This is a genomic window from Latilactobacillus sp. VITA-14, assembly GCF_046580785.1.
Taxonomy (GTDB): Bacteria; Bacillota; Bacilli; order Lactobacillales; family Lactobacillaceae; genus Latilactobacillus; species Latilactobacillus curvatus.
The window spans coordinates 1124-24707 of sequence record NZ_JBJKTM010000012.1; the positions used below are offsets into that span (position 1 = coordinate 1124).

24 protein-coding genes are annotated in these 23584 nt (G+C 41.8%); 2 read left to right on the top strand and 22 right to left on the bottom strand.

The annotated features are described in order from the left end of the window. Nucleotides 1-608 precede the first annotated feature (608 nt). From ACF1X7_RS06240 to ACF1X7_RS06260, 5 genes are all read right to left on the bottom strand, one after another. The gene (locus ACF1X7_RS06240; protein WP_411162573.1) at nucleotides 609-1352 is read right to left on the bottom strand and encodes an IS3 family transposase; all 744 of its coding nucleotides are present in this window, start codon (nucleotides 1350-1352) and stop codon (nucleotides 609-611) included. A gap of 5 nt (nucleotides 1353-1357) precedes the next feature. Further along, nucleotides 1358-1609, bottom strand: coding sequence for an IS3 family transposase (locus tag ACF1X7_RS06245; RefSeq protein WP_046041207.1), 252 nt, complete (start codon nucleotides 1607-1609; stop codon nucleotides 1358-1360). Between the two features lie 177 nt (nucleotides 1610-1786). Then, nucleotides 1787-3565, bottom strand: coding sequence for an excinuclease ABC subunit UvrC (gene uvrC, locus ACF1X7_RS06250; protein WP_254671257.1), 1779 nt, complete (start codon nucleotides 3563-3565; stop codon nucleotides 1787-1789). A 69-nt stretch (nucleotides 3566-3634) separates the two neighbouring features. After that, nucleotides 3635-4366, bottom strand: coding sequence for an amino acid ABC transporter ATP-binding protein (locus ACF1X7_RS06255; RefSeq protein ID WP_004271219.1), 732 nt, complete (start codon nucleotides 4364-4366; stop codon nucleotides 3635-3637). After that, nucleotides 4359-5780 carry an ABC transporter substrate-binding protein/permease gene (locus ACF1X7_RS06260; RefSeq protein WP_371857630.1) on the bottom strand — a complete coding sequence of 474 codons (1422 nt, stop codon included), beginning with the start codon at nucleotides 5778-5780 and terminating at the stop codon, nucleotides 4359-4361. The genes ACF1X7_RS06255 and ACF1X7_RS06260 overlap by 8 nt, the downstream gene beginning before the upstream one ends. Nucleotides 5781-5957: 177 nt before the next feature. Between ACF1X7_RS06260 and ACF1X7_RS06265 the strand changes: the two genes are divergently transcribed. Beyond that, nucleotides 5958-6110 (top strand): SPJ_0845 family protein, encoded by a 153-nt coding sequence (locus ACF1X7_RS06265; RefSeq protein WP_004271218.1) that lies wholly within the window; start codon nucleotides 5958-5960, stop codon nucleotides 6108-6110. 112 nt (nucleotides 6111-6222) lie between these two features. Here the strand turns inward: ACF1X7_RS06265 and ACF1X7_RS06270 are convergent, their stop codons facing one another. The 8 genes from ACF1X7_RS06270 to rpsO form a co-directional block, all read right to left on the bottom strand. Beyond that, on the bottom strand, nucleotides 6223-6516 hold the full coding sequence (locus ACF1X7_RS06270) for a nucleoside triphosphate pyrophosphohydrolase family protein (RefSeq protein ID WP_004271114.1): 294 nt from the start codon (nucleotides 6514-6516) through the stop codon (nucleotides 6223-6225). Further along, nucleotides 6516-7115 carry a ribosome biogenesis GTP-binding protein YihA/YsxC gene (yihA, locus tag ACF1X7_RS06275; protein ID WP_004271111.1) on the bottom strand — a complete coding sequence of 200 codons (600 nt, stop codon included), beginning with the start codon at nucleotides 7113-7115 and terminating at the stop codon, nucleotides 6516-6518. The genes ACF1X7_RS06270 and yihA overlap by 1 nt, the downstream gene beginning before the upstream one ends. 197 nt (nucleotides 7116-7312) lie before the next feature. Continuing rightward, nucleotides 7313-8566, bottom strand: coding sequence for an ATP-dependent Clp protease ATP-binding subunit ClpX (gene clpX, locus ACF1X7_RS06280; RefSeq protein ID WP_039099649.1), 1254 nt, complete (start codon nucleotides 8564-8566; stop codon nucleotides 7313-7315). Nucleotides 8567-8773: 207 nt separating this feature from the next. Further along, the gene (tig, locus tag ACF1X7_RS06285) at nucleotides 8774-10069 is read right to left on the bottom strand and encodes a trigger factor (protein ID WP_004271115.1); all 1296 of its coding nucleotides are present in this window, start codon (nucleotides 10067-10069) and stop codon (nucleotides 8774-8776) included. A 208-nt stretch (nucleotides 10070-10277) separates the two neighbouring features. Continuing rightward, a complete protein-coding gene (gene tuf, locus ACF1X7_RS06290; protein ID WP_039099648.1) occupies nucleotides 10278-11468 on the bottom strand; it encodes an elongation factor Tu in 1191 nt (396 codons plus the stop codon). A 219-nt stretch (nucleotides 11469-11687) separates the two neighbouring features. Continuing rightward, nucleotides 11688-12632, bottom strand: a complete 945-nt coding sequence (locus ACF1X7_RS06295; RefSeq protein WP_136904126.1) for a hypothetical protein — start codon at nucleotides 12630-12632, stop codon at nucleotides 11688-11690. Between the two features lie 82 nt (nucleotides 12633-12714). Continuing rightward, the gene (locus tag ACF1X7_RS06300) at nucleotides 12715-14433 is read right to left on the bottom strand and encodes a ribonuclease J (RefSeq protein WP_056966011.1); all 1719 of its coding nucleotides are present in this window, start codon (nucleotides 14431-14433) and stop codon (nucleotides 12715-12717) included. A 202-nt stretch (nucleotides 14434-14635) separates the two neighbouring features. Then, a complete protein-coding gene (gene rpsO, locus ACF1X7_RS06305) occupies nucleotides 14636-14905 on the bottom strand; it encodes a 30S ribosomal protein S15 (protein ID WP_004271112.1) in 270 nt (89 codons plus the stop codon). A gap of 276 nt (nucleotides 14906-15181) precedes the next feature. Between rpsO and rpsT the strand changes: the two genes are divergently transcribed. Then, nucleotides 15182-15436: a 30S ribosomal protein S20 gene (gene rpsT, locus ACF1X7_RS06310; protein WP_004271117.1), complete on the top strand. Its 255-nt coding sequence runs from the start codon at nucleotides 15182-15184 to the stop codon at nucleotides 15434-15436. A gap of 55 nt (nucleotides 15437-15491) precedes the next feature. Here rpsT and holA read toward each other — a convergent pair whose 3' ends face one another. The 9 genes from holA to ACF1X7_RS06355 form a co-directional block, all read right to left on the bottom strand. Continuing rightward, nucleotides 15492-16520 (bottom strand): DNA polymerase III subunit delta, encoded by a 1029-nt coding sequence (holA, locus tag ACF1X7_RS06315; RefSeq protein WP_064777102.1) that lies wholly within the window; start codon nucleotides 16518-16520, stop codon nucleotides 15492-15494. Next, entirely contained in the window at nucleotides 16521-18635 is a 2115-nt protein-coding gene (locus ACF1X7_RS06320; RefSeq protein ID WP_231118784.1) for a DNA internalization-related competence protein ComEC/Rec2, read from the bottom strand. A gap of 140 nt (nucleotides 18636-18775) precedes the next feature. After that, the gene (locus ACF1X7_RS06325; RefSeq protein ID WP_004270740.1) at nucleotides 18776-19264 is read right to left on the bottom strand and encodes a ComE operon protein 2; all 489 of its coding nucleotides are present in this window, start codon (nucleotides 19262-19264) and stop codon (nucleotides 18776-18778) included. A 58-nt stretch (nucleotides 19265-19322) separates the two neighbouring features. Next, the gene (locus ACF1X7_RS06330) at nucleotides 19323-19994 is read right to left on the bottom strand and encodes a helix-hairpin-helix domain-containing protein (protein ID WP_004270751.1); all 672 of its coding nucleotides are present in this window, start codon (nucleotides 19992-19994) and stop codon (nucleotides 19323-19325) included. A 76-nt stretch (nucleotides 19995-20070) separates the two neighbouring features. After that, nucleotides 20071-21117, bottom strand: a complete 1047-nt coding sequence (locus ACF1X7_RS06335; RefSeq protein WP_080563410.1) for a SepM family pheromone-processing serine protease — start codon at nucleotides 21115-21117, stop codon at nucleotides 20071-20073. Nucleotide 21118: 1 nt separating this feature from the next. Next, nucleotides 21119-21613: a pantetheine-phosphate adenylyltransferase gene (gene coaD / locus ACF1X7_RS06340; protein ID WP_039099191.1), complete on the bottom strand. Its 495-nt coding sequence runs from the start codon at nucleotides 21611-21613 to the stop codon at nucleotides 21119-21121. 11 nt (nucleotides 21614-21624) lie between these two features. Continuing rightward, nucleotides 21625-22179: a 16S rRNA (guanine(966)-N(2))-methyltransferase RsmD gene (rsmD, locus tag ACF1X7_RS06345; RefSeq protein ID WP_039099193.1), complete on the bottom strand. Its 555-nt coding sequence runs from the start codon at nucleotides 22177-22179 to the stop codon at nucleotides 21625-21627. A gap of 5 nt (nucleotides 22180-22184) precedes the next feature. Further along, the gene (locus tag ACF1X7_RS06350) at nucleotides 22185-22475 is read right to left on the bottom strand and encodes a YlbG family protein (protein WP_064777099.1); all 291 of its coding nucleotides are present in this window, start codon (nucleotides 22473-22475) and stop codon (nucleotides 22185-22187) included. 19 nt (nucleotides 22476-22494) lie between these two features. Beyond that, a complete protein-coding gene (locus ACF1X7_RS06355) occupies nucleotides 22495-23583 on the bottom strand; it encodes a CAP-associated domain-containing protein (protein WP_411162557.1) in 1089 nt (362 codons plus the stop codon). Nucleotide 23584: the final 1 nt, after the last annotated feature.

A 23584-nucleotide genomic window follows, 5' to 3' on the forward strand; every position in this document is an offset into this window, starting at 1 on the left:
TTTAGCTTGGTAATGACCCCTGGACTAATAGGTATGCCTAAATCCTAGTGTCATATGGTCGCTACTAATGTCCGAGGATACAGTTCTTAGGCCTGTATTTTCATGCTTGTTTAAACTGAAAGTTAAATTTAATGAATTAAATTAAAAGCCTCCGGCTTCAAAATCAGGGCAAGTCTAAAATTTTTGCGAAATCTCATATAATTTATTCGGGGTTGTAATAACTTAAATTATCGGACATCGATGCGATGTTCACTTTATGCTAGTGACAATATGGTTGCTTATATCAATAGTTAAGGCCGCTAACGAAGTACTTAACAGAATTTTAGAACCTTTAATTGCATAAGTGCAAAGTTTTAACTTACTTTTGAAAGTTAAGCGCGCAATAGCGGCCCGACTGGGAAAGCCCTCATTCTTACGAACTATGGTATGAAGCTATTTCACAAAAGTTTATTCAGTGAACACATAACCGAAGGGTATAGTGATACTTATTAAACACCAAATTGACGAACGCGGTACTGAACCCATTATTGCAATCAGCGATCAAGAAATCAGTAGACGCATAATTCAACCATTCGTTATTGGGCATGTTGGGGCTTATTTAATATACTCTAAAGCGTTTTTAAAATCTGAACGGGACTAAAACTTCGGCCTCCGAAAATTAAATTAAGTAATTTAAATTGAAAGTCAAATTTGTTCGTACTTTTATGTCCGGATTCTTGACATAGGAGCCTGTAATCATCGCTGGTATACTGTGATCCTAAATCCGTATGGATAATCAGGTCCCCAGTAATGGTTCGATTTTTAACCGCGCTTTCAAGGGTCTTTAAGACTAAATCAGTAGCCATCTTTTTTGAGAACGAATAGCCGATAATCCGTCGTGAGTGCAGGTCCATGATGGTTGATAAGTAACACCAGCCATTACCCTTCGTTTGAATATAGGTCATATCAGCGGTCCATTTTTGATTTAAACCAGTGGTCGAGAAATCCTGCTTAAGCAAGTTGGGACGCTGTTCAACCTTGGTTTTGGAAGCCGAAGCCGTTTTCCACTTATTGACGGTAACGGAGTGGCTATCCAGTTCCTTCATGAGCCGGGAAATCCGTCGTGGACTGCACCGAAGCTGCAGTGGTTGAAGTTCCAGATTCAATTCATGGTGGATCCTCATAACACCGTATCGCTGCTTAAATTCCGCAAAGATCCGCAGAATCCGTTGTTTCAAGCCCGCATCTTCGGCCCGGCGTTTTGAAGGTTTGGGGGATCGATAACGATAATACTGAGCTCTGGAAACACCGAGGATTCGGCACATCTTGGTTACCTGGTGGTGATGGCTTTCTTGGTGAATGTAATCAAAGATATTGGTTACTTCTGCGCAAGGAAGCCCATGGCTTTTTTTAGGATTTCGTTCTCCTCAGACAGCGAAGCCAGTCGCTTTTCCATCGCTTTGATTTCGTCTGGCGATTTACCGGATTGAGTTTTGGCCTGGCCCTGGATCCACTTATGAACTGTTGAATAGCCAATGCCATATTCTCTGGCCAGTTGGGCAGCTGATTCGCCTTGCTTATATAGGTTGATAATGTTTTGTTTGAATTCTTTGTCGTAACGAGTTGGCATGTAAAAATTCCTTCCTTTTGAGAGATGGTTTATTCATTATACCCTCTCTTAAAAGTTGTCTCAGGAATCAGCTTACATCCAATTGGCTACTAAGTGGGTAAAAAAAACCATTAACCAACCATTAGCACCCTAAAAAAAACCTAGGTCAGACAAATAATAGTTGTCTGACCTAGGCTTTTAAAGTGATAATTTAATCGTTTGCGCCACAGTCTTAGAAATCCCGAGTGCTTCGAGTTCCGCCACTGAAGCTTCTTTGATATGTTTCATCGAACCAAAATTCTTCAAGAGTTTTGTCCGCGTCTTAGGACCAACGCCCTTAATATCATCGAGTTTAGAACTCAAGGAGTTCTTTCCCCGCAATTGGCGATGGAAACTGATGGCAAAACGATGGACTTCCTCTTGAATCCGCGTTAGTAAGTAGAACCCTTGGCTCTTTGGATCCAACTGAATGGTTTGATCAACTTCCCCATATAACAACGAGGCGGTTTTGTGATGATTATCCTTGACCATCCCTGCAACGGGAATTGATAGCCCTAATTCGTTCTCTAAGACGTCTTTAGCCGCATTGAGCTCCACAATTCCACCGTCCATTAAAATCAAATCAGGCAGTGGTTTATCCTCTTTGAGCAATCGCGAATACCGCCGGAAAATGACTTCCCGCGTATTGGCATCTTCGTTGGCGCCTGCGCGATCTGTCGTTTGCGTTAACTTATACTTGCGATAGAGTGTCTTCTCCGCACGGCCATCAACAAACGTGACCATCGCCGAGACAGGATCAGTCCCTTGAATATGTGAATGGTCAAACGCTTCAATCACGTGTCCATGTGGTAAGCCAAGCGCGTCCATAATCTCATCTTGCGCCCCAACGGTCTTGCGGTTGTCGAGTTCCAATAAACGGAACTTCTCTTCCAACACAAGCCGACTATTTTTCTGCGCCATTTCCATCAACGCTTTTTTCTCACCACGTTGCGGCGTGCGAATCGGCACATTCAAAATTTCGGTGAGGACTTTCTTTTCGACCCCTTCTGGAACCAGAATTTCGCGGGGTAACACATTATTCTTGCGGTTGTACCATTGTAAAATAAAGGTTGCCAATTCTTCTTCAGGTGTACTGACACACGGGAAGAGCCGCTTTTCACGCCGAATCAACCGTGCTTGGCGGATGAAGAAGATTTGAATCGATAACCAGCCCTTATCCAAATAAAAGGCAAATAAATCGCGCGGGGTATTATCGTTAGAAATAATTTTCTGCTTTTCAACGGTGGCTTCAATGTAGTGGAGTTGATCGCGCAATTCTGCGGCGCGTTCAAACTGCATCTCTTCAGCAGCCGTAGTCATCTTGGCCGTCAGTTCTTTTTTAACCGGATCAACTTGCCCATTCAAGAAACGTTTAATCTCCTTGATTTGGGCCGCATAGACACTCTCAGGCACTTCTTTGAAACACGCGCCCAAACATTGACCCATATGATAATACAAGCAGGGCCGCCCTTGATGTCCCTGACAGCGTCGTAAAGGATAAACCCGTTGTAAGAATCGCAATGTTTCTTGGGCGGCATACACGTCCGGATAAGGGCCAAAATAAAAGCCGCCATCTTTTTTGACATCCCCCGTGATCAGTAGGCGCGGATCGCGTTCATTCGTAATTTTAATGTAGGGGTAGCCTGTGCCCCGCTTAAGTTTAATATTAAAGTAAGGTTGGTGTTTCTGGATTAACGTAATTTCCAACAAAAAGGCCTCTTTATTTGTCGATGTGATGATTGTTTCAAAATCGACAATTTCAGAGACCAATTTGGCCGTTTTTCCTTCGTGACTACTCTTGAAATACGAGCGCACGCGGTTTTTAAGATTTTTTGCTTTACCCACATAGATAATCTTGGCATTGATATCCTTCATGATATAACAACCAGGTAATGCGGGTAAGAGTGCTAATTTATGTTCAATGTGTTCGCTTGCCAAAAACACCACTCCTTTAATTCAAAACAAGTGTTCGTCTTTCTATTTTACGTGTTTTTGACTAAATTGCAACTATTGTGCTAGGACCTTAGCTAAAAATTGTTGCGTCCGTTCTTCTTGCGGATGGTCAAAAATGGCTTCGGGGGTCCCTTTTTCGACAATTTGACTATCTGCCATAAACCAGACTTCATCCGCCACTTCGCGCGCAAACCCCATTTCGTGGGTGACAACAACCATTGTCATCCCTTCTTGTGCTAAGTCTTGCATGACCTTGAGGACTTCGCCGACCATTTCTGGATCGAGCGCAGATGTCGGTTCATCAAATAACAATACGTCGGGTGACATCGCTAATGCCCGCGCAATTGCAATCCGTTGTTTCTGCCCACCAGAGAGTTGATCACTATAAGCATCCGCCTTATCCGCTAAACCAACGCGTTCAAGCAACGCTTTTGCTTTAGCCGTTGTTTCGGCCGCTGATTCTTTCTTCACTTTTTGTGGCGCCAACGTTAAGTTATCGAGGACAGTTAAATTGGGGAAAAGGTTAAAGTTTTGGAAAACCATCCCCATCTTTGTCCGAATCTGATCAAGCTGTTTTTCAGATAACGTCATCAAATCGGTGCCTTCAAACAGAATTTGGCCACTCGTTGGGTCCTCTAAACGGTTCAAGCACCGCAATAACGTACTCTTACCCCCACCGGAAGGGCCGATGACAACAATCACTTGACCAGCTTGGACTTCACCACTAACACCATTTAACACGAGGTTGTCCCCATATTTTTTAACCAATTGATTAATCTTAAGCATGTTGCATCTTCCTTTCCACATAGTTCAAAAGTTTCGAGAGACTAAAGGTCATGATAAAGTAGATCACCATCGCAACAAAAATCGGTGCAACGCCTTTATAAGTTGCTGATTGAACCACTTTGAGTTGATAAATTAAATCAGTGACCCCGATAATGGAAACGATTGAACTTTCCTTGATTAAAGAAATGAATTCGTTCCCTAAAGCAGGCCAGATATTCTTCAGGGCTTGTGGTAAAACAATGTAACGCATTGTATCGCGTTGTGACAAGCCTAAACTTCTTGAAGCTTCAGTTTGCCCAGCATCGATCGCATTGATCCCTGAACGGATAATTTCAGCAACATACGCCGCACTATTTAAGGAAACGGCAATTACCCCTGCCAAAAGTGCTGGAATGTTGACCCATAAGCCAATCCCGAAGTAGACAAACATGATTTGAATCATCAACGGTGTGCCCCGAACAAATTCGATATACATGACTGCCAGCGCACGCACCAACTTATTTTTGGCCAAACGCCCAAAGGCTAGGAGGACCCCAATTAAAATCCCAATTGCAATTGAAACAATCGTAATGAATAATGTGTAGCCAATCCCTTTAGCGAAGTATGACCAATAGTGCCACATGCTAGTGTTGTGCGTATTGACCTTCATGAGTTGGCCCGCGTTCTTTAAGTATTGCGGAATTAATTTTTGCTTTTTAATTTGCCCGATACTCTTATTAGCAGCAGCGACTAAGGTTGGCGAATCCTTTGGAAAGGCAATCGCTGATCCTTGCATGTCTGCGCCTAAATCAAATTTCCCATTAATCTGAACGAGTTCTGGATCATTACTTGCATAGGCGGTTGCGACTGGTTCTTCCGCCACAATCCCGTCGATTTTATGACTCTTTAATGCAAGGACGAGATCTGGGACTTTGGCCAAGCCCGTAATCTGCGCATCTTTAATTTGCTTTTTAGCGAGTGTTTGTTGGAGACTCCCCGTTTGGACCCCCACTTTTTTCCCGTTAAAACTATTTTTGGAGTGGTAAATCTTCGCATCAGCTTTATTGACTAAGATTGATTGACCACCGAGATAATAAACATCAGAAAAATCAACACTCTTGCTTCGTTCATCCGTTGGTGACATCGCCGAAATAACCATATCGACTTTACCGGTTTCCAAACCAACCAATAACGCATCAAAGTCCATCGACTTCACCACTAACTTAACGCCTAAATCATCAGCTAGCTTCTGTGCGACTTGAATATCCATACCGACAATCTTGTTCTTACCGTTTTTATTCACTAAAAATTCATAAGGTGCATAATCGGGGCTGGTCCCCAAAACCAACGTTTTTTTAGCTTGCACTTGGCTAACCGTCTGTCCAGCTGCCAAAACGGGCTGCTGCTGAATCATGAAAAACGTTAACATTACCATGAATGGTAACCCAACAAAAGTGAGTAATTTTTTAATCGCCATATTATCTCCTCCTCTGATTAGGACTATCATACAACCAATTAAATAATTATGCAATATTTATTTATAAAAAGTGAATCATTGGCGAAACCGTTATTATCTGGTATGATAGATGCAAATTAGAAAAGAGGGATTACGATGGGCTTAAAAGTCACTAACAAGACCGATTTAACCGGTTTATTCGATAAATTCGCATCACTACCAGAAGAACGCCAAAAAGTTGAAGCACAAGTTGAAGAAACAGCTGATAAATTAAAAAAGGTAGATGCAGAACAAAAAGAAAAGCATTAAACAAAGACAGCAAAAAAGGCGGTAAGACAAATTCATTTTTGTCTTACCGCCTTTTTGCTGGTTTAAACGTGCGTCATTTGCAATCGCCTTTCGGTTAACGCGATTGTACGCTTTATTCTGCGTGTCTTTCTGGGTAGCGTTGTTTTAATTGTTCAATGTTTTCGCGCGCGACTTTATCAAAGTCGAGGTTATTCCATTCCGCAATTTGTGATAAATACCAAAGCACATCGCCGATTTTCTTAGACATCATTTTTTCATCTAGTTCGTGGCCTTGGAACGCATATTTTTTAACGATATCAACCACTTCACCACTTTCACTTGCTAAGCCCAAAGCTAAGTTAGTTAACACTTGTTCGTTACCATATAACGTTCGGTTGGCTAACTTTTGATAGTCATTAAATTCCATTATGCTTGTCCCCCTATTGCACATTGCTTTTCAATCCATTCCCAAACTGTCTCTTTACCAGCACCAGTCAGTGCGCTAAAGCAGACAAATTGATCGACTGGATTAAAATCAAGCGCTTCTTTGATGATTTTTTCTTGACGATTCCATTTCCCCGTTGAGATCTTATCCATCTTAGTAGCAACCACTAAAACAGGGATATCATAATACTTCGCAAAAACGTACATCGCGATATCATCATCGGTTGGTTCGTGACGGCCGTCAATTAATGAAATAAGCCCCTTTAGATTTGAGCGGCTGGTTAAATAAGCCTCGATAATTTGCCCAAACTTCTCACGTTGCTTCTTTGAAACTTTGGCATACCCATAGCCAGGGACATCGACAAAGTAAAGTTCGTTTTCAACGCGGTAAAAGTTTAAAGTCTGTGTCTTACCTGGCTTGCTAGATGTCCGGGCATAACTCTTACGATTGATTAATTTATTAATCAATGAAGACTTACCGACATTCGAGCGACCAGATAACGCAATTTCAGGTAATTGATCAGTTGGGTACTGCGAAGCAGCTACCGCACTCATCACCATTTCAACATCATGTACTTCCATAATAACCTCCGATTATTTCCTTCGAATGTTAGTTTAGCATAAATAAATAATTATTGCGCCGTTGACATCTCTCTAGTTTCATGGTTAACACATCTTCTTAACCCCGTTAAATCGCGTCATTGTACCGTTTCAAAAGTCCCTTAATGCAAAAAAACTGCCGCGACAAAATCTAATTTGTCCCGGCAGTCTTTTAATTTTTATGACGCTTCTTGTCCGTCAGCTAAAAAGAGTTGTGGGTTGGCTGTGCCATCCACCGCTTCTTTCGTTACAACAACTTTAGCCACGTCTTCACGACTTGGAATATCAAACATCATATCCATCATGACTTCTTCAATGATCGAACGTAAACCACGGGCCCCCGTGTTTCGTTCAATCGCTAGATGTGCAATCGCATGGAGTGCTTCTGGTGTAAATTCTAATTCAACATTATCCAAGGCCATCAACTTGCTGTATTGCTTAACGAGCGCGTTCTTAGGTTCAGTTAAAATATGCACCAAATCATCTTCAGTCAGTTTTTCCAATGCAGCGGTAATCGGAATCCGACCAATGAATTCAGGAATAATCCCAAATTTCATTAAATCTTCCGTTACAATTTGTTGCATTAAGCTTTGATCTTCATTGGTAGTTTGACCATTCTTGCTTCCAAAACCAATTGTCTTTTCACCTAAGCGGTTTTTAACAATCGTTTCGATGCCGTCAAAGGCGCCACCAATGATGAATAAAATATTGGTCGTATCAATTTGGATTAACTCTTGTTGTGGATGCTTGCGACCGCCTTGAGGTGGCACACTAGCAATCGTTCCTTCAAGAATCTTCAAGAGGGCTTGTTGGACCCCTTCACCAGAAACATCACGCGTGATCGAGACGTTTTCACTCTTCTTGGCAATCTTGTCGATTTCATCGATGTAAATGATCCCGCGTTCAGCACGATCAACATCGAAGTCTGCATTTTGCAACAGCTTCAAGAGGATATTTTCAACATCTTCACCCACGTAACCCGCTTCAGTTAAAGTCGTGGCATCTGCAATCGCAAATGGCACATTTAAAATCCGCGCTAAGGTTTGCGCAAGGAATGTCTTCCCGGAACCAGTTGGTCCAATTAACGCAATATTACTCTTTTGTAATTCAGTATCGCCTTCTTCGGCCACTGACATTTGGTTGACCCGCTTGTAATGGTTGTAGACTGCGACAGATAAAGCTTTTTTCGCTTCTGTTTGACCAATCACATAATCATTTAAAATGGCTAAAATTTCTTTTGGCTTTGGCACTTCTAGTAAATCACTGAAGGCCTCATCTTTAAACTCTTCATCAATAATCTCTTTGCAAAGGTCGATACATTCGTTACAGATATAAACACCAGGGCCAGCCACGATCTTTTTCACTTGATCTTGCGACTTCCCACAAAACGAACACGTTACGGGTCCGTTAGTTGTTTCTGTATCATCTAGCATACTGGGATTCTCCCCTTTCTCGATATACGCTTACCGCTGTGAGTCGTTAAAATACACCCCTACAACGTAATTCAGACTATAGCATAACTATGGTCTAGAATAAAGTAAAGTTACTCGCACACCGTCAATGACACAAAAGCGGGTCCAAAGTAAACACCTTGAACCCGCTTTTTAGCATCATTTAAAGCTTGGATTGATCAGACGACCTTATTTAGCGTCTTTCACTTCTACAGCTGAATCAGCAATGATTTCGATTGCTTTCTTAACACCGATATCATGTTTTAACATGTCATCTGATAAGACGCTACGAACAGCAGCTTCTTCCATATTGTATTGTTCAGCTAAACTCTTAAGTTCTGCAGCAACTTCTTCGTCTGTTGCTTCGATGTTTTCAGCTTCCACAACGGCTTCAAGTACAAGACTTGTCTTAACGCGTTTGTCAGCATCACCAGCGAATTGTTTCTTCAAATCATCTTCAGTTGTACCAGTGATTTGATAGTACATTTCCGGGTTGATACCTTGTTGTTGCATGTTACCTAAGTATTGTTGTAATTGACTGTTGATTTCTTCGTCAATCATTGCTTGAGGTAATTCAGCGATTGTTGCATTTTCAGTTGCTTTAGCAACGGCTGTATCTTGGATAGCAGCATCTGCAGCATCATTTTTTTGTTGTTTTAATTCTTCACGAATTTTTTCTTTTAATTCGTCTAATGTATCAACACTTTCGTCGATATCTTTAGCAAATTCGTCATCTAATTCAGGTAATTCCTTAGCTTTCACTTCATGGATTGTTACCTTGAAGATGGCTTCTTTACCAGCTAATTCTTCTGCTTGGTAATCTTCAGGGAAGGTTACTTTAACATCAACGTTGTCGTCTGCTTTGTGACCGACTAATTGATCTTCGAAACCTGGAATGAATGAATTTGAGCCAAGTTCTAATGAATAGTTGTCTGCTTGACCACCATCAAAAGGTACGCCATCTACAGAACCAGCATAATCGATGACAACAGTATCACCCTTTTCAGCAGCTGCGTCTTCTTTTAATACCAATTCAGCTTGACGTTCGCGACGGTTTTCAATTTCTTGATCAACGTCTTTGATTGTAATGCGACGGCTTTGTTTTGGTACTTCTAAGCCTTTATAGTCGCCTAAAGTTACTTCTGGTTTAACGGTGACTTGAGCAGTAATCACCCAAGGTTCGCCTTTTTCCATTTTTTCAACATTAATTTGTGGTTGATCAACTGGTTGAATAGCAGCTTCTTTAACAGCAGCATCATAAGCTTCTGGTAAGATTGCATTTAAAGCATCTTCATAAAGGGCTTCTTCACCATACATCTTGTTAAAGATTTGGCGAGGCATTTTACCTTTACGGAAACCTGGTGTGTTGATATTTTTACGTACACGTTTGAACGCAACGTCCAAACCTTCACTAATTTTATTTAAATCAATTTCAAAGGTTAGTTCACCATCATTGGTGCCCTTTTTTTCCCATTTTGCTGACATAATTTCCCTCCGACAGTTATATTCACAATCTATCAATTGCATACTTAATCAGCATAAACTATTTGACCTAAATTGTAAATATTTATTGGTCTAAAAAGCGATAAAATCCGATATTTTAGTCGTTTCAGGCCAACTTTTATCGAATTTAATGCACAAAAAAACTCGCAGTTTTTACACTACGAGTTTTTCGATTCAACTAGGTTGAATATTAGTCGATAATTTCACTAACGACACCGGCACCAACAGTACGGCCACCTTCACGAACAGTGAACTTAAGACCTTTTTCAATAGCAACTGGTGAGATTAATTCAACAGTAAATGTTACGTTATCACCAGGCATAACCATTTCTACACCTTCTGGTAATTCGATAACACCTGTAACATCAGTTGTATGGAAGAAGAATTGAGGACGATAGTTTGAGAAGAATGGTGTATGACGACCACCTTCATCCTTGCTCAAGATATAAACTTCACCCTTGAAGTTCTTGTGAGTTTGGATTGAACCTGGTTTAGCTAAAACTTGGCCACGTTCGATGCTATCGCGGTCGATACCACGTAATAAAGCACCAACGTTATCGCCGGCTTGACCTTGATCCAATGTCTTACGGAACATTTCCAAACCAGTAACAGTTGTCTTAGCAACTTCGTCTTTCAAACCAACGATTTCAACTTCGTCACCGACAGTAACTTGGCCACGATCGATACGACCTGAAGCAACAGTACCACGACCAGTGATCGTAAATACGTCTTCAACAGGCATCAAGAATGGTTTGTCTGTGTCACGTTCTGGAGTTGGGATATATTCGTCAACAGTAGCCATTAATTCTTCAACAGCTTTAACGTCGTCAGCATTGCCGTTCAATGCACCAAGTGCTGAACCGCGGATAACTGGAATATCGTCACCAGGGAAATCGTATTCTGATAATAATTCACGAACTTCCATTTCAACTAAGTCCGTTAATTCGTCATCATCAACTAAATCAGTCTTGTTTAAGAAGACGATGATGTAGTCAACACCAACTTGGTGAGCAAGTAAGATATGTTCACGTGTTTGTGGCATAGGGCCATCAGTTGCGGCAACAACTAAGATAGCACCGTCCATTTGAGCAGCACCAGTGATCATGTTCTTAACGTAATCAGCATGTCCTGGGGCGTCAATATGTGCATAGTGACGGTTTTCTGTTTCGTATTCAACGTGGGCTGTATTGATAGTGATACCACGTTCTCTTTCTTCTGGAGCAGCATCGATGTTTGCATAGTCTTGAGCTTCAGCCAAGCCTTTGTCTGCCAACATCTTTGTGATTGCTGCTGTTAAAGTTGTTTTCCCATGATCAACATGTCCGATAGTACCGATGTTAACGTGGGGTTTTGTTCTTTCGTAATGTGCTTTTTCTGCCATTAAAACGAACCTCCTGTATTTTCGCAAGAAAAAATCAGTGTTTAGATTTACTAAACTGATAATCCTTTACATAATATTATAATACTTCAAGCGCTAAAATCAAAGTGTTTTTTTACACTTGAAGAATTCAAAAATGATTATATCTGCTATGAGCGCGTTTGTAAACACTTAATGCTCAAAAAAAGTCAGTTTTGAAACGATATTTAGGTGTTTTCTACTCTAAAAATCAAGTTTCCCTGTCATTTCTTGCAACTTTTTCACCCAGTCCTGTATCTTTTCTGAAATAACCACTGACGCGGTATAATCCGGACCCAGTAACTGTTTGAGCCATGCTTGCGCCCACTCCGTAGGATTATACATGATTTCAGCTTCAAAAGGATATAAATATGCAAATCCCATCTCAACATCCGCCATCACTTGTGCTAACAAAGTCGGATCTTCAGTGGCTAACTGCTCATTTAACGCCGCTAACACCGCATTAAACGTCGGACTCTCCTCCATCAATTGGATATCGGCAGGTACAAAAGTTTTTGTCTGTTCAAACCATTGCATCGTGACTAATTGTTCAATATTCAGCTGGACGAGCGTTTCAATGACAGTCGTCTTCACGAAAGCATGACTGTAAGGATTCGTTAAAATGGGCGCAATACTGGTGACATAAACATTACGTGGTAATTGTTCAGCTTGCGTCAACATTGCTAGCTGTTCAGCTAATGGGTGCGCAGTGAGGTTATAGAGGCCCTCTGCTTGCTTTTGAATCGCTGCTTGGTGATTCGCTTGGTATTCTAATTCCGCAGCCGTAATCATCATTCTAAGCGTCTTAATGACTTGCGGGGCAATCGTCGCATGGCGTAATGCCTCCCACACTTGATTTGCCGTAATAAAACGGTGGTTATTCAGTAATAATGCAAGATAAAACCGCACTAAATCTGTTTGTTGTAAGTAGTCCGCTTGTTGTTCTTCGACGATTGTCAATGCTGTTTGCGGATCACCAGCTTCAATCAGCGCACTGGCCCACAATAAATTCGCCGACAACGTCTGTTCTAGTTGATACGCAGCTTCAAAATGGTCGCATGCTTGCTGCCAATTTTGTTGATTTAACGCTACTTTCCCCATCCGTATCAGCCGATCATACTGATCTGGAAATTGCGTAATGTCACCCATTCAATCACTTCCTTTTGACAATTAATAAAACAATAGCGCCTAGAATCAACCGACCTGATCCAGACGCTATTGTTTCTAAATGTTATTCAGCGGCTTTTTCAGCCTTTGGTTTATTATCTTTTCTTTGACGACGATGATTTTGATTAATTTCCATAATCACTGGTAGAATCACTGGCCGACGTTTCGTTTGTTCATACAAGTAATGACTTAAGTTTTCCCGGACATCTTGTTTCAAATGACTCCAGTCAAATTCTTTGTTGTCCAGATTATTTTGCACCGCATTTTTGATAATTTCGGCACTCTCAGCCATTAAATCTTTGCTGGTCTTCACGTAAACAAAACCACGTGCGGTGACTTTCGGTTCCGCGATAATCTTCTTATTCTTGCGGTCAATCGTAACAACAGCGATAAAAATCCCGTCTTCTGATAATAATTTCCGATCGCGTAAAACGATATTCCCGATATCGCCGACACCGCTACCGTCAATCATGACGTCAGTTGCGTCAACTTGTCCGCCAACATGCATCTTCCCTTTTTCGTAAGCGACAATATCGCCTTTACCAACGATGAAAATATCTTTGTAATCCATTCCTGTTTCATGAGCAATATCAGCGTGTGCTGCTAGTTGCCGGTATTCGCCTTGAACAGGCATTAAGAATTTTGGTTGCATTAAATTCAACATTAATTGCAAGTCATTCTTATTGGCATGGCCTGAAGCATGTAAATCATCGCCAACCGCCTTAACTTCGCCACCCGCACGATAAATCATATCTTTGGTCTTCGCTAAAATCGTTTCCATCGCGTGTGAAGGAGATGTCGTTAAATAAACCAAGTCGCCTTCTTCGATGTGAATTAAACGATGATGACTAGTTGCCATCTTTTGAAGCGCCTTGATTGGTTCGCCCATCCGACCTGTTTCTAAGATCACTGTTTGTTCTGGTGCAAGTGTGCTTAAATCTTTAGGTTGGACCAAGATATCGTCATCTGGCAAAATAATCATCGATAATTTCATTGCTGTCCGGACGATTTTTTCTAAATCACGACCCGTTAAAACCACTTTACGGCCTGTTTTATAAGCCGCATCAATGACTTGTTGAATCCGCATAATATTTGAAGCCACTGAAGCCACAATGATCCGACCCGTTTGATACTTGAACGTTTCTAAGATGGATTCAGCAATATCGCGTTCGTTAGCCGTTGCAAATGGTGATTCCGCATTAGCAGAATCACTCAAAAGTGCTAAAACACCTTGTTTGCCAATTTCAGCTAAGCGTGCATAATCCGTTTGATACATTGGCATTGCTGATTGATCAAACTTAAAGTCCCCAGTATAAACGACTTGTCCTTCATCCGTCTTAACGACAATCCCTAATGAACCTGGAATTGTATGCGTTGTCTTGAAGAATGAAACGGTTGCGCGTTCAAAATCGATTGCTGTATTCGCATCGATGACGTGGAAGTTTTGGAACTTACGTAATTTTGGTTCGCTGCTAACCGTAATTTTAGCTAAAGCAATCGTTAATTCAGACCCAAAGACTGGTACATCATGTTCCTTTAAGAAATAAGGAAGCGCTCCAATCGCATCAGCATGACCATGTGTTAGGAAAATCCCAGCAACACGGTCTGCATTTTCTTCTAAATAGGTCATATCAGGAATAACGATATCGATCCCCAATAATTCAGTTTCTGGATATTTCAACCCACAATCTAATACATAAATTTCGTCGTCCACTTCAACAATGTTCAAATTCTTACCGTTTTCACGAACACCGCCAAGTGGCATAATCTTAATGTTACTCATTCTTTCACCTCTAGCACTTGAGGAATTTATTCCCCAAACTATTTTGTTTGTTTTAGTCGTTCATTCGTTTAAAACTCATCCGCCTTAAAGTCTAACTCATATTTTATCACAATTTAAACAAACTAACAGCTTTTGATTACTAAAAGCCTTTTGAGCACAAAAAAAGCGGGTCCGCATAACGGACCCGCTTTTTGAAAATGAATTAACGACGTAAGCCAAGGCTCTTGATTAATTCACGGTAACGTTGAACATCGCTTTCACGTAGGTAACGTAATAAGTTACGACGGTGACCGATCTTCTTCATTTGACCAACATATGAATGGTGATCTTTCTTGTGAACAGATAAATGTTCGTTTAATGAGTTGATTTCTGCAGTCAATACAGCGATTTGTACTTCTGCTGAACCTGTGTCGCCTTCGTGACGAGCAAATTGGTTAATGATTTCGTTCTTTTTTTCTTGTGAAATAGCCATGCTAATTTCCACCCTTCTGGTATAATAGCCTAGAACAACGTAAAGCGTCGGGTGAACGTCGCTAAACAGAGTAGTAGGCCTGTGCAATAAGCACTTTTCAAGTTTACTAAATATTAGCGTCAAAAGCAAGGCACAGTTTCAAACTATTTAAGCAGTCAAGTTGAAATACTTTACAAGTTTTTATTGCAATCACTCTCACTATTTTGGTATAATAACGACTGTTGAAATTAAAAATCTTTTTTATAAAGATAGTGAAACCCATCGGAGGTGAACAACATGCCACAAATTAAATCTGCTATGAAACGTGTGAAAACAATTGAAAAAGCTAACCAACGTAACGCTTCTCAATTAAGCACAATGCGTTCAGCAATCAAAAAGTTCAAAGCTGCTAAAACAGCAGGCAACGAAGAAGCTGCAGACCTATTGAAAGCTGCTACACGCGCAATCGATATGGCCTCAACAAAAGGCTTAATCCATGCCAACAAAGCTGGCCGTGACAAGTCACGCTTAAACAAAATGATGGCTAAATAATTTAACCACAAAAAAAGCCCCCACAACTATTTGGTTTGTGGGGGCTTTTTTTGCTTTAAGCAACATCATCTGTCGCAAATTGTAACATAAACAGTTCAAACAATAAGGTTGCTTCACCTTGCCCAGTCTTTATTTTTTCTTCAATGCCCTCTAAACCTAGATAGGCTTGGGCAAGCGTCGCCTTAGAAAAGTGCCGAATTTGTTGCAATGCTAATTTGATGCGGTATGGGTGAATTTTTAAGACGCTCGCCAAATTACCTTGGCTATACCCTTTTTCAAAAAGAATTTTCACTTGGAGTAACAAGCGAAATTGGCCCAACAAGATGGCGTTAATTTTCAGCGGTTCTTCTTTTTGTAGCAATAAATCGTGATACATCTCTAAAACCGGACCGACCTTTTTTTGTAAAACTAACGGCACCAATTCAAAAACATTATCTTCAATACTACTTGCCACTAATGCACTAACGGCCGTTTCAGTAATCACCCGGCCTTGTTGCGCGTAAAGCAGTAATTTGGGTAACTCAGCCATAATCTGACTGTAATCACTATTAGTCTTGCTTAACAATAACGTCATTGCCGCTGGTTCAATCGTGACTTGTTCACTTTGCAGTTGCGCTGTCACTAACTGCTGGACCTGGCGCTCATTAATCTTTTGAACGTCAATGACAGTTGCCATCTTCTTCAGTTGTTTAACAATCTTCTTGCGTTCATCCAACTTCGCGTATGGCGCGAAGATAACGAGTGCCGTTGTCGGTTGTGGCTGTTCTAAATAAGCTTGGAATCCTTTTAAATCATGATCAAGTTTAGTTTTAACTTTTTCACCTGTTAAGAAGAATGGATTCTGCATAAAAACAATTCGTCGCTCACCGAAAAAGGGGGCCGATTCCGCATCTTCTAATGCCCGCGCCACCTCCGTCTGGGCGAGATCATAACTCGCAAAGTTCATCGTCATTTCTTCTGTCGAAAGCGTTGCTTTAAATAACGCTCTAACCTCTTCAATCAGCGCTGACTCTTGTCCTAATACGAGATATACCGGTGCAAACGTTCCTCGATTCAGTGCTGTTTTTAGTTGTTCTGTCTTCATTTAGTCACAATCCTTTAGTGTTGTTTTAATCATTGGCACTTGGCCAAAACCATAGCGCCATTCCAGCATCCCACAGTCAGCCGTATTCCAAAATGGGACGTTCGCACGTTTTAAAGTCTGCAACGTTGCGGCATGTGGATGACCATAACGATTATGGCGTCCCGCAGAAATCAACGCCCCTTTTACCTGCCACGTCGCAATTGACTGGGGATCACTCGCCGTTTGACTGCCATGGTGACCCACCTTTAGGTAATCAACGCGTAATTGTGGGTAGCGATCAACGATTGCCACTTCACCCGCTTTTTCTAAATCACCAGTAAATAACCAACTCGCACCACCAATTTGCGTTTGCAAAACGAGTGAGTCAGCATTCCCGCCTGGTCCGGCCACCACTGGCGCTAACACATTGATTTGTTGGTGACCAATCATAAAATGTTGGTCCGCCAAATAAGGCTCAATTGCAACTTTTGTAAGATGCGGCCGCACTTGCCGTTGAAACTGCCGGTTTTGCGGTAAGCCCGCAGCACAAATCAACCGTTTAACTCGGATATGTTGCATAATTTCATTTAAGTCCCCTATATGATCAGCATCCTGATGCGATAATGCGATTGCCTCTAAATGATCAATGCCACAGCTGTAGAGGTAATTAACTGTTACTTTTTCCGCCCGACTCACAATTTGCCGCCGTTGCCACTTTTCTTGCGGTAAAGCTAGTCGGCCGCCGGTGTCAATTAACAGGTTATGTCGATTGAAGGGTTGTTGAATCAACAGGCTATCGCCTTGCCCGATATCAAACATAATCACGCGGCCAACCGGATTAAAGTGGATACCAATAAAACTAATGACATACAGGCTGATAACAGCCCCCCAGCCCCACTTTGCTCGCCGACCAGTACTTGCCATCAACCATAGTGTGCCTATCACAATTAAAAAGAGTGGTATTAGCTGGATTTTACCGAAAGTAATTGTCGCATATGGGAACGTTGCAATCCAAGCTAATCCTTTATACAGCGTCGTTAGCAGGCCTTCTTCTAACCAAACTATCATATGACTAACAGGCCATAAGCAAATCGCTACCATAATCAAACCCAACATGACTGGTAAGAAAATCGGCGCGACAATCCCATTAATCAAAATCGTCAAGATATGCCAACGATAATTAAACCGCAAGCACACCGGTAAACTTAACAAGCCTAGCCAAAATGCCGTTGTAAAAGTACCATGGCGCCGCTGATAAATCAACCCAAAAGCCATCAGATAGCTCAGCAATCCCCCCATACTGATTAATAAATACGGCTGCCATAAAAGATTGACCAGCAATACCCAACTCCAACTATCTAAACGCGATTGCTGAAAATGACTTACTTCGCAGATTAATCGTAGTAAGATCAGCCCGATAGCGCGTGTAATACTCGTGCCTCCCCCCACAAACAACGCATAAAGGGGTAGCAAACAAAACAAGCTAACATTCACCCATTCACGCGGGACTCGACACAGCGTTGCCAATCGACGAATGATTGTCACAAAGTAGAATACATGCAATCCGGATAAACTCAATAAATGAATAATCCCCAATTGACCTAACACATTCTGGTAGGCCAGGCCATCTGACTCTCGAACACCACATAACAACGCCTCTGCATGAAAACTCAACGCTGGTGGCAATTGTCGGAGATAAATCAGCCCCTGTTGGCGCCGTTGGTGGAACCAATCTAGCCAACCTTGTGGTGGAATGCGTCTAAAGACCGTTCCGTCAATTATATTTGCTTGATAGAAACAATGCTTTTGCTGCCCCATAAAGCGCGCATAGTCGAACTCATTCCGGTTAGTAGCACCTTGGATACGCTCTAATTCAATATCACCCGCTAATAATAACGGCTGATTCGTCGTTTGCCAACGGCGTTTTTCCGCTGAACTCTGGCAGCGATAGTAGCAAACAACACGTTGGTCATCATTCTGCCCCTGCGCCATTAATTGAATCTGATCGCCAGCCACTTTGATCGTATCGGGTTGAATCTTATATACTTGATTATTTGGTCTAACCGGCTGTTCGTAGGTGCGCCGTGCCAGCCAAAAACGGCAACCGCCTAAACACAGTACCAGTCCACTGACCATTAACACAGCTGGTTGGCGTAAGCACCACAGTCGCAGTAGACACACTATCAAAAGACAGCTAAAAAAAAGTGGTGCTTGTCCTAGTAATAACGCATTTAAACTTGCTAAACAAATAACTGGATAAACCCAGTTATTCTTAATCACTCAGCAGTTTGTTCATTCTCCAAAAAGTTAACGAGGGTGTTGGCGTCATTCGCCGTTAAATCGACTTGGTCCAATTCAATACCAGATTTTTCAATCAATTCATACGCATATTCGTCGTTATGATAATCCTTTTGATAATGGATTTTACTGATCCCAGCTTGAATAATTAATTTAGTACACTGAAGACATGGAAAATGTGTGACATAAATTTCGGCCCCTTCCGTCTGCACACCAAACTTAGCGCATTGAGTCAAGGCGTTCATCTCGGCATGGATTGTTCGTAAACAATGCCCGTCCCGTAATAAACAGCCAACATCGATACAGTGACTTTCATGTGCTACCGAACCGTTGTAGCCTCCCGCAATAATTCGCCGATTACGAACCACTAACGCACCCACAAACAATCTTGGACAGGTGCTACGCATCGACAACAAGACCGATTGAAGCATAAAATATTGATTCCACGGCATTCTCTTTTCTGACACACGAATTCCCCCTTTAAAGTTAATAGTTTTAGTATAGCAAAAAAATACCATTCACAAACTAATTAACACAAATTTGTGGCCGTAATTGTTCAAACGTTTTCGGCCCAATTCCCCCAACTTTTTGAAGATCTTCGATTTGTTTAAACTGCCCTTGCTCATCCCGATATGCAATTATTTGTTCAGCTTTTTTAGGACCGATGCCATTTAGCGTTTGCAATTGTGTCGCATCCGCTTGGTTTAGGTTGATTTTAGCATCAGTTGATATCGGACTGGCTCCCGCTTGATTGTCAGTCGCAGCCTGTGGCTCGTCTGCCGCTTTCACTAATTCTTCGGCTTGCACCGCTTCTCCCTTAGTTGGCACATAGATAATAAGTTGGTCACTCAATGTTTGCGCTAAGTTCAACTGACTCGTATCCGCTGCTTCGGTCACATCCCCCGCTTGTTTCAGCACCTCAAATAAACGCGTCTTTGCAACACAAATCGGATAAATCCCTGGATGTGCCACAGCGCCTTTAATATCGACAAACCCACCTTTTGAGACGCTTTTCTTCTGTTTGACGGGTTTTGCCTTCACTTTTCGCTTAGTTGATTGCGCCATCAATTGTTGATTGGTTGATAGAAAACGTTGTTGCCGACTATGCTGCCAAAACACACCACCACCAAGTAAAATTATCACCAAACAAGGTACCCACCAGAATCGACGATACCGTTGCCAATAGTCGCGCCACATTTTTCGCCACCTCCTTATTCCTAATTACCCCAAAACGCAAAAAAAATTTGCCGATTCTTTCGAACCGACAAATTTTTTAATGTTTGGCTAAATAATCCAATGCGTCGTCCAAGTTTTTGACAGGAACGATTTTCATCTTAGTACCAATTTTTTTAGCGGCTGCTTTGGCAATCGCATAATTATTTTGATAATGGGGTTCTACCTTTAGTATGGCTTTTGTCACAGGATCATCAGGTGCGAAAAAGACTTTGGCGCCTTCTTGACTCGCAATCAGTACCTTCTTATCAATTCCGCCGATTGGTCCCACTGTCCCATCAGGATCCATGGTCCCCGTTCCGGAAATCTTGCGACCACCCGTTAAGTTTTGTTTCGTTAATTGGTTATAAATCTGTAACGTAAACATCAAGCCAGCAGAAGGACCACCAATTTCACCCGCATCAATCTTAACCGGCACTTTTGTCACAATTTTTGAGTGATCTGTCAGCGTAATTCCCAAACCAGCGTAGCGCGATTTAGGTAATTTAATCAATTTACGGGTCGCAGTCTTACGCTGGCCATTATGTTCATAGCTAATCGTGACTTTTTGATTCACTTTAAGCCCTTGAACATACTTGACGAACTTATTTGCACTCTTAAATTGATGCTGATCAATTGCCGTAATTGTGTCACCAATAGCCAGATCTTTTTTAAAAGCTGAATTATCTAAAATTGACATCACATAGACACCCAGATATTGAGTGTGGTATTCCTGATGTGCCTTTTGATAAGCCGCCTCAATCGCAAAATTAATCGAGCTTTCCATGTAGTATTTTTGAATCTGATCATACGCTTCAGTATCATCGTCACCCATTAGTTCATCACGACTAATAATCTCCGTAAAAGGTTGTGTTTTAGACAGTAATAGCTGTAACCCCGTCACTGGTCCTTGAATCCCGACGGTTGTTAACATAAAGTGGCCCTTATGTTGATCTCGTTGACCGTTAACTTTAACAAACTGGTTGGTATTTTCGGCCGAACCGACCCCTTCGACGTAATAATGCGTTGGGATAAAGCAAAAAGCAAACACGACGATCAAGCCAACAATCCATAGGAGATGCTTCAATAGACGTTTATTCTTATTCATATTAATCACTTTCAGGTCCTAATTTTTGTGCAAGCGCAGACGCGACAACCGGCGGTACCAATTGTTCAACCTGGCCACCAAACGTTGCAATTTCCTTCACCATACTTGATGAGATAAAAGCAAATTCTTGCTTTGCTAATAATAACACCGTTTCTAAATCAGCATCTTGTGTCTGATTCAACGCCGCAATATCACGTTCATACTCAAAATCATTGGCATTCCGAATACCACGAATCAAATATCGCGCACCGACTTCTTTAGCAAAGGTTGCCGTCAACGTCTTCGATTGTGCGATTACCTTAACGTTATCCAAGTGTTGCGTCGCCGCTTCAATCAGTTCAACCTTAGTGGTTGCGTCAAATAACGGTTGTTTAGCAGCGTTAGTCATCACCGTGATAATCACTTGGTCAAACAAGTGACTTGCCCGTTCAACAGTATCGAGATGCCCATTTGTAAACGGGTCAAAACTTCCCGGAAATAATGCAATTTTCGGCATATAGCTGCCTCCTAACCAATAAATTTAAAGATTGCTACTTCTGTAATCCCATAATTCTGTTGCCGTTTCAGTATGTAATGCGGAATGTCAGTTGGATAATCAACCGTCGTATCGGTTTCGCAAAGAATCGTCGCGTCTGGTGCTAATAACCCCATTTCGACGAATTGTTGTAACTGAAGCAACATCTGTTGTTCCTTGTAGGGTGGATCTAATAAAATTAAATCGAATTGAACACCAGCATCCGCTAGTTTCACCAACGCTTTTTCAGCTGGCATCTTCCAGATTGTAAAGCATTCTGGCATTTTAGTAACCGCAACGTTTTCTTCAATCGTTTGAATCGCTGCATATTGGCGATCAACTAAATAAGCATGATCCATACCGCGTGAAACGGATTCAATTGCGAGACCACCGCTACCGGCATATAAATCAAGCGCCTGCCCACCGTCAAAAAATTGCCCCAACATACTAAACATTGCTTCTTTAACCTTGTCCGTTGTTGGCCGTGTTTTCATCCCAGGGACAGCTTTTAACTTGCGACCCCCAAATTCTCCTGCAATAATCCGCATCTCTATTACTCCTCTAATTCTGCCGCATCGGCAATTTCTTGATCTGAGCGTCCTACTCGATTACTGAAATCCATATCAATAGCTGGTCTTTCAGAAGGGGTCACTCGTTTGACGTAGTTTAATTTTTTTAACCGTTGCATAACAGTTTCGGCATCTGCCATATCTACGTATAGATAAACATATTTCATTCGTTTCGAGGTGTAATACACAAGTCCGTAACGGCGTAATTGCTTTACTTGTCGTAATGAATAGAGCCAGACGACAATTCCTTGGCGTTGTGTGATTTCCAATGTCATTTAATCAGTCCTTTTACATTTAGTCAAAAATCATCATTGTTTGTTCATCGGTACACAGAAGCGTTAAGTGCTGATAGCTTGGATTATTAATCGCAAGTTGCAACGCTAGATTCTGTTGTTGCGCAAGCACCAGCCCTTGGGAATTGAGCCCTTGTGGCCAATAAAAAAGTTGCTCGCGCTGCGGAAAACCCGCTGCTCTTAACGGAGCCTGTTTAAAGTCGGTTGCTGTTAAACAGGCGTCCGTCTCTTGTGTCGCTTGTTTGCGCACTTGGTGCAGCTTTTGCAGTCCCTTTTTAGTCAACCACTGCGTTGGTGTACTTGTTAATTCACTCACCAAATTCTGTGTGTTTTGCAATGGTAGTTGATTTATCGTGAGCGCAGGTTGGTCATTATTTTGGCGTAATGTCTGCAACGTTTGCACCAAAGCGAGTTGTCGTTGACTATCTGTTTGCGGTTGTTGCGACTTTGCTAGCTCATCCACTGGGACTGGTGTTTTTGAAACAACTCGATATAAATCAGTTTGTAGCAGTCGGTTCGCATTTAAATACATCACAGCTGTCAATCGTTCTTGCTGCATCACTAAAGTTGCAAACGTCTGGTTTTTAAACATCACTAACGGCGTTTGTTGGTGTTGCTCCGGCGTTAACCGCAACTTAAATTGTTGCTCGTGTAACGTCACTAAGAGCGAAGTTGGTAACGCCGTCTTCTTAGTTAATGTAGCCCGCTTTTGAAAAAAATGAAATGGCGCCACATCGTTGTCCGCACCAACAACCATGATTTGTTGTGTTTGATTGGATTGGTTATCAATCAGCGCTTCGACATACTGTCGGCTATCTAAGTGAAATAACCACCGTCGTTGATTTTCATCAGTCAGCTGTTGCTCGACCGGTTGCCCATAGGTTGCAATTAATTGTTCAGCTGGTTGATTAATCAGTTTCGCCGGCCCTTGTGTTTTCGTCAGTGGCGTTTGTTTTATTGACCGTTCAGTCGACGGGGCTTGTGCAACCTTAGGCTGATTAACCGCTGGTGTTTGGATAATCGGCCAACCATAAAGGATGACCAACCAGACAATCAATGCAACGATTAATCGGCGTGCCCCTTTTATCATG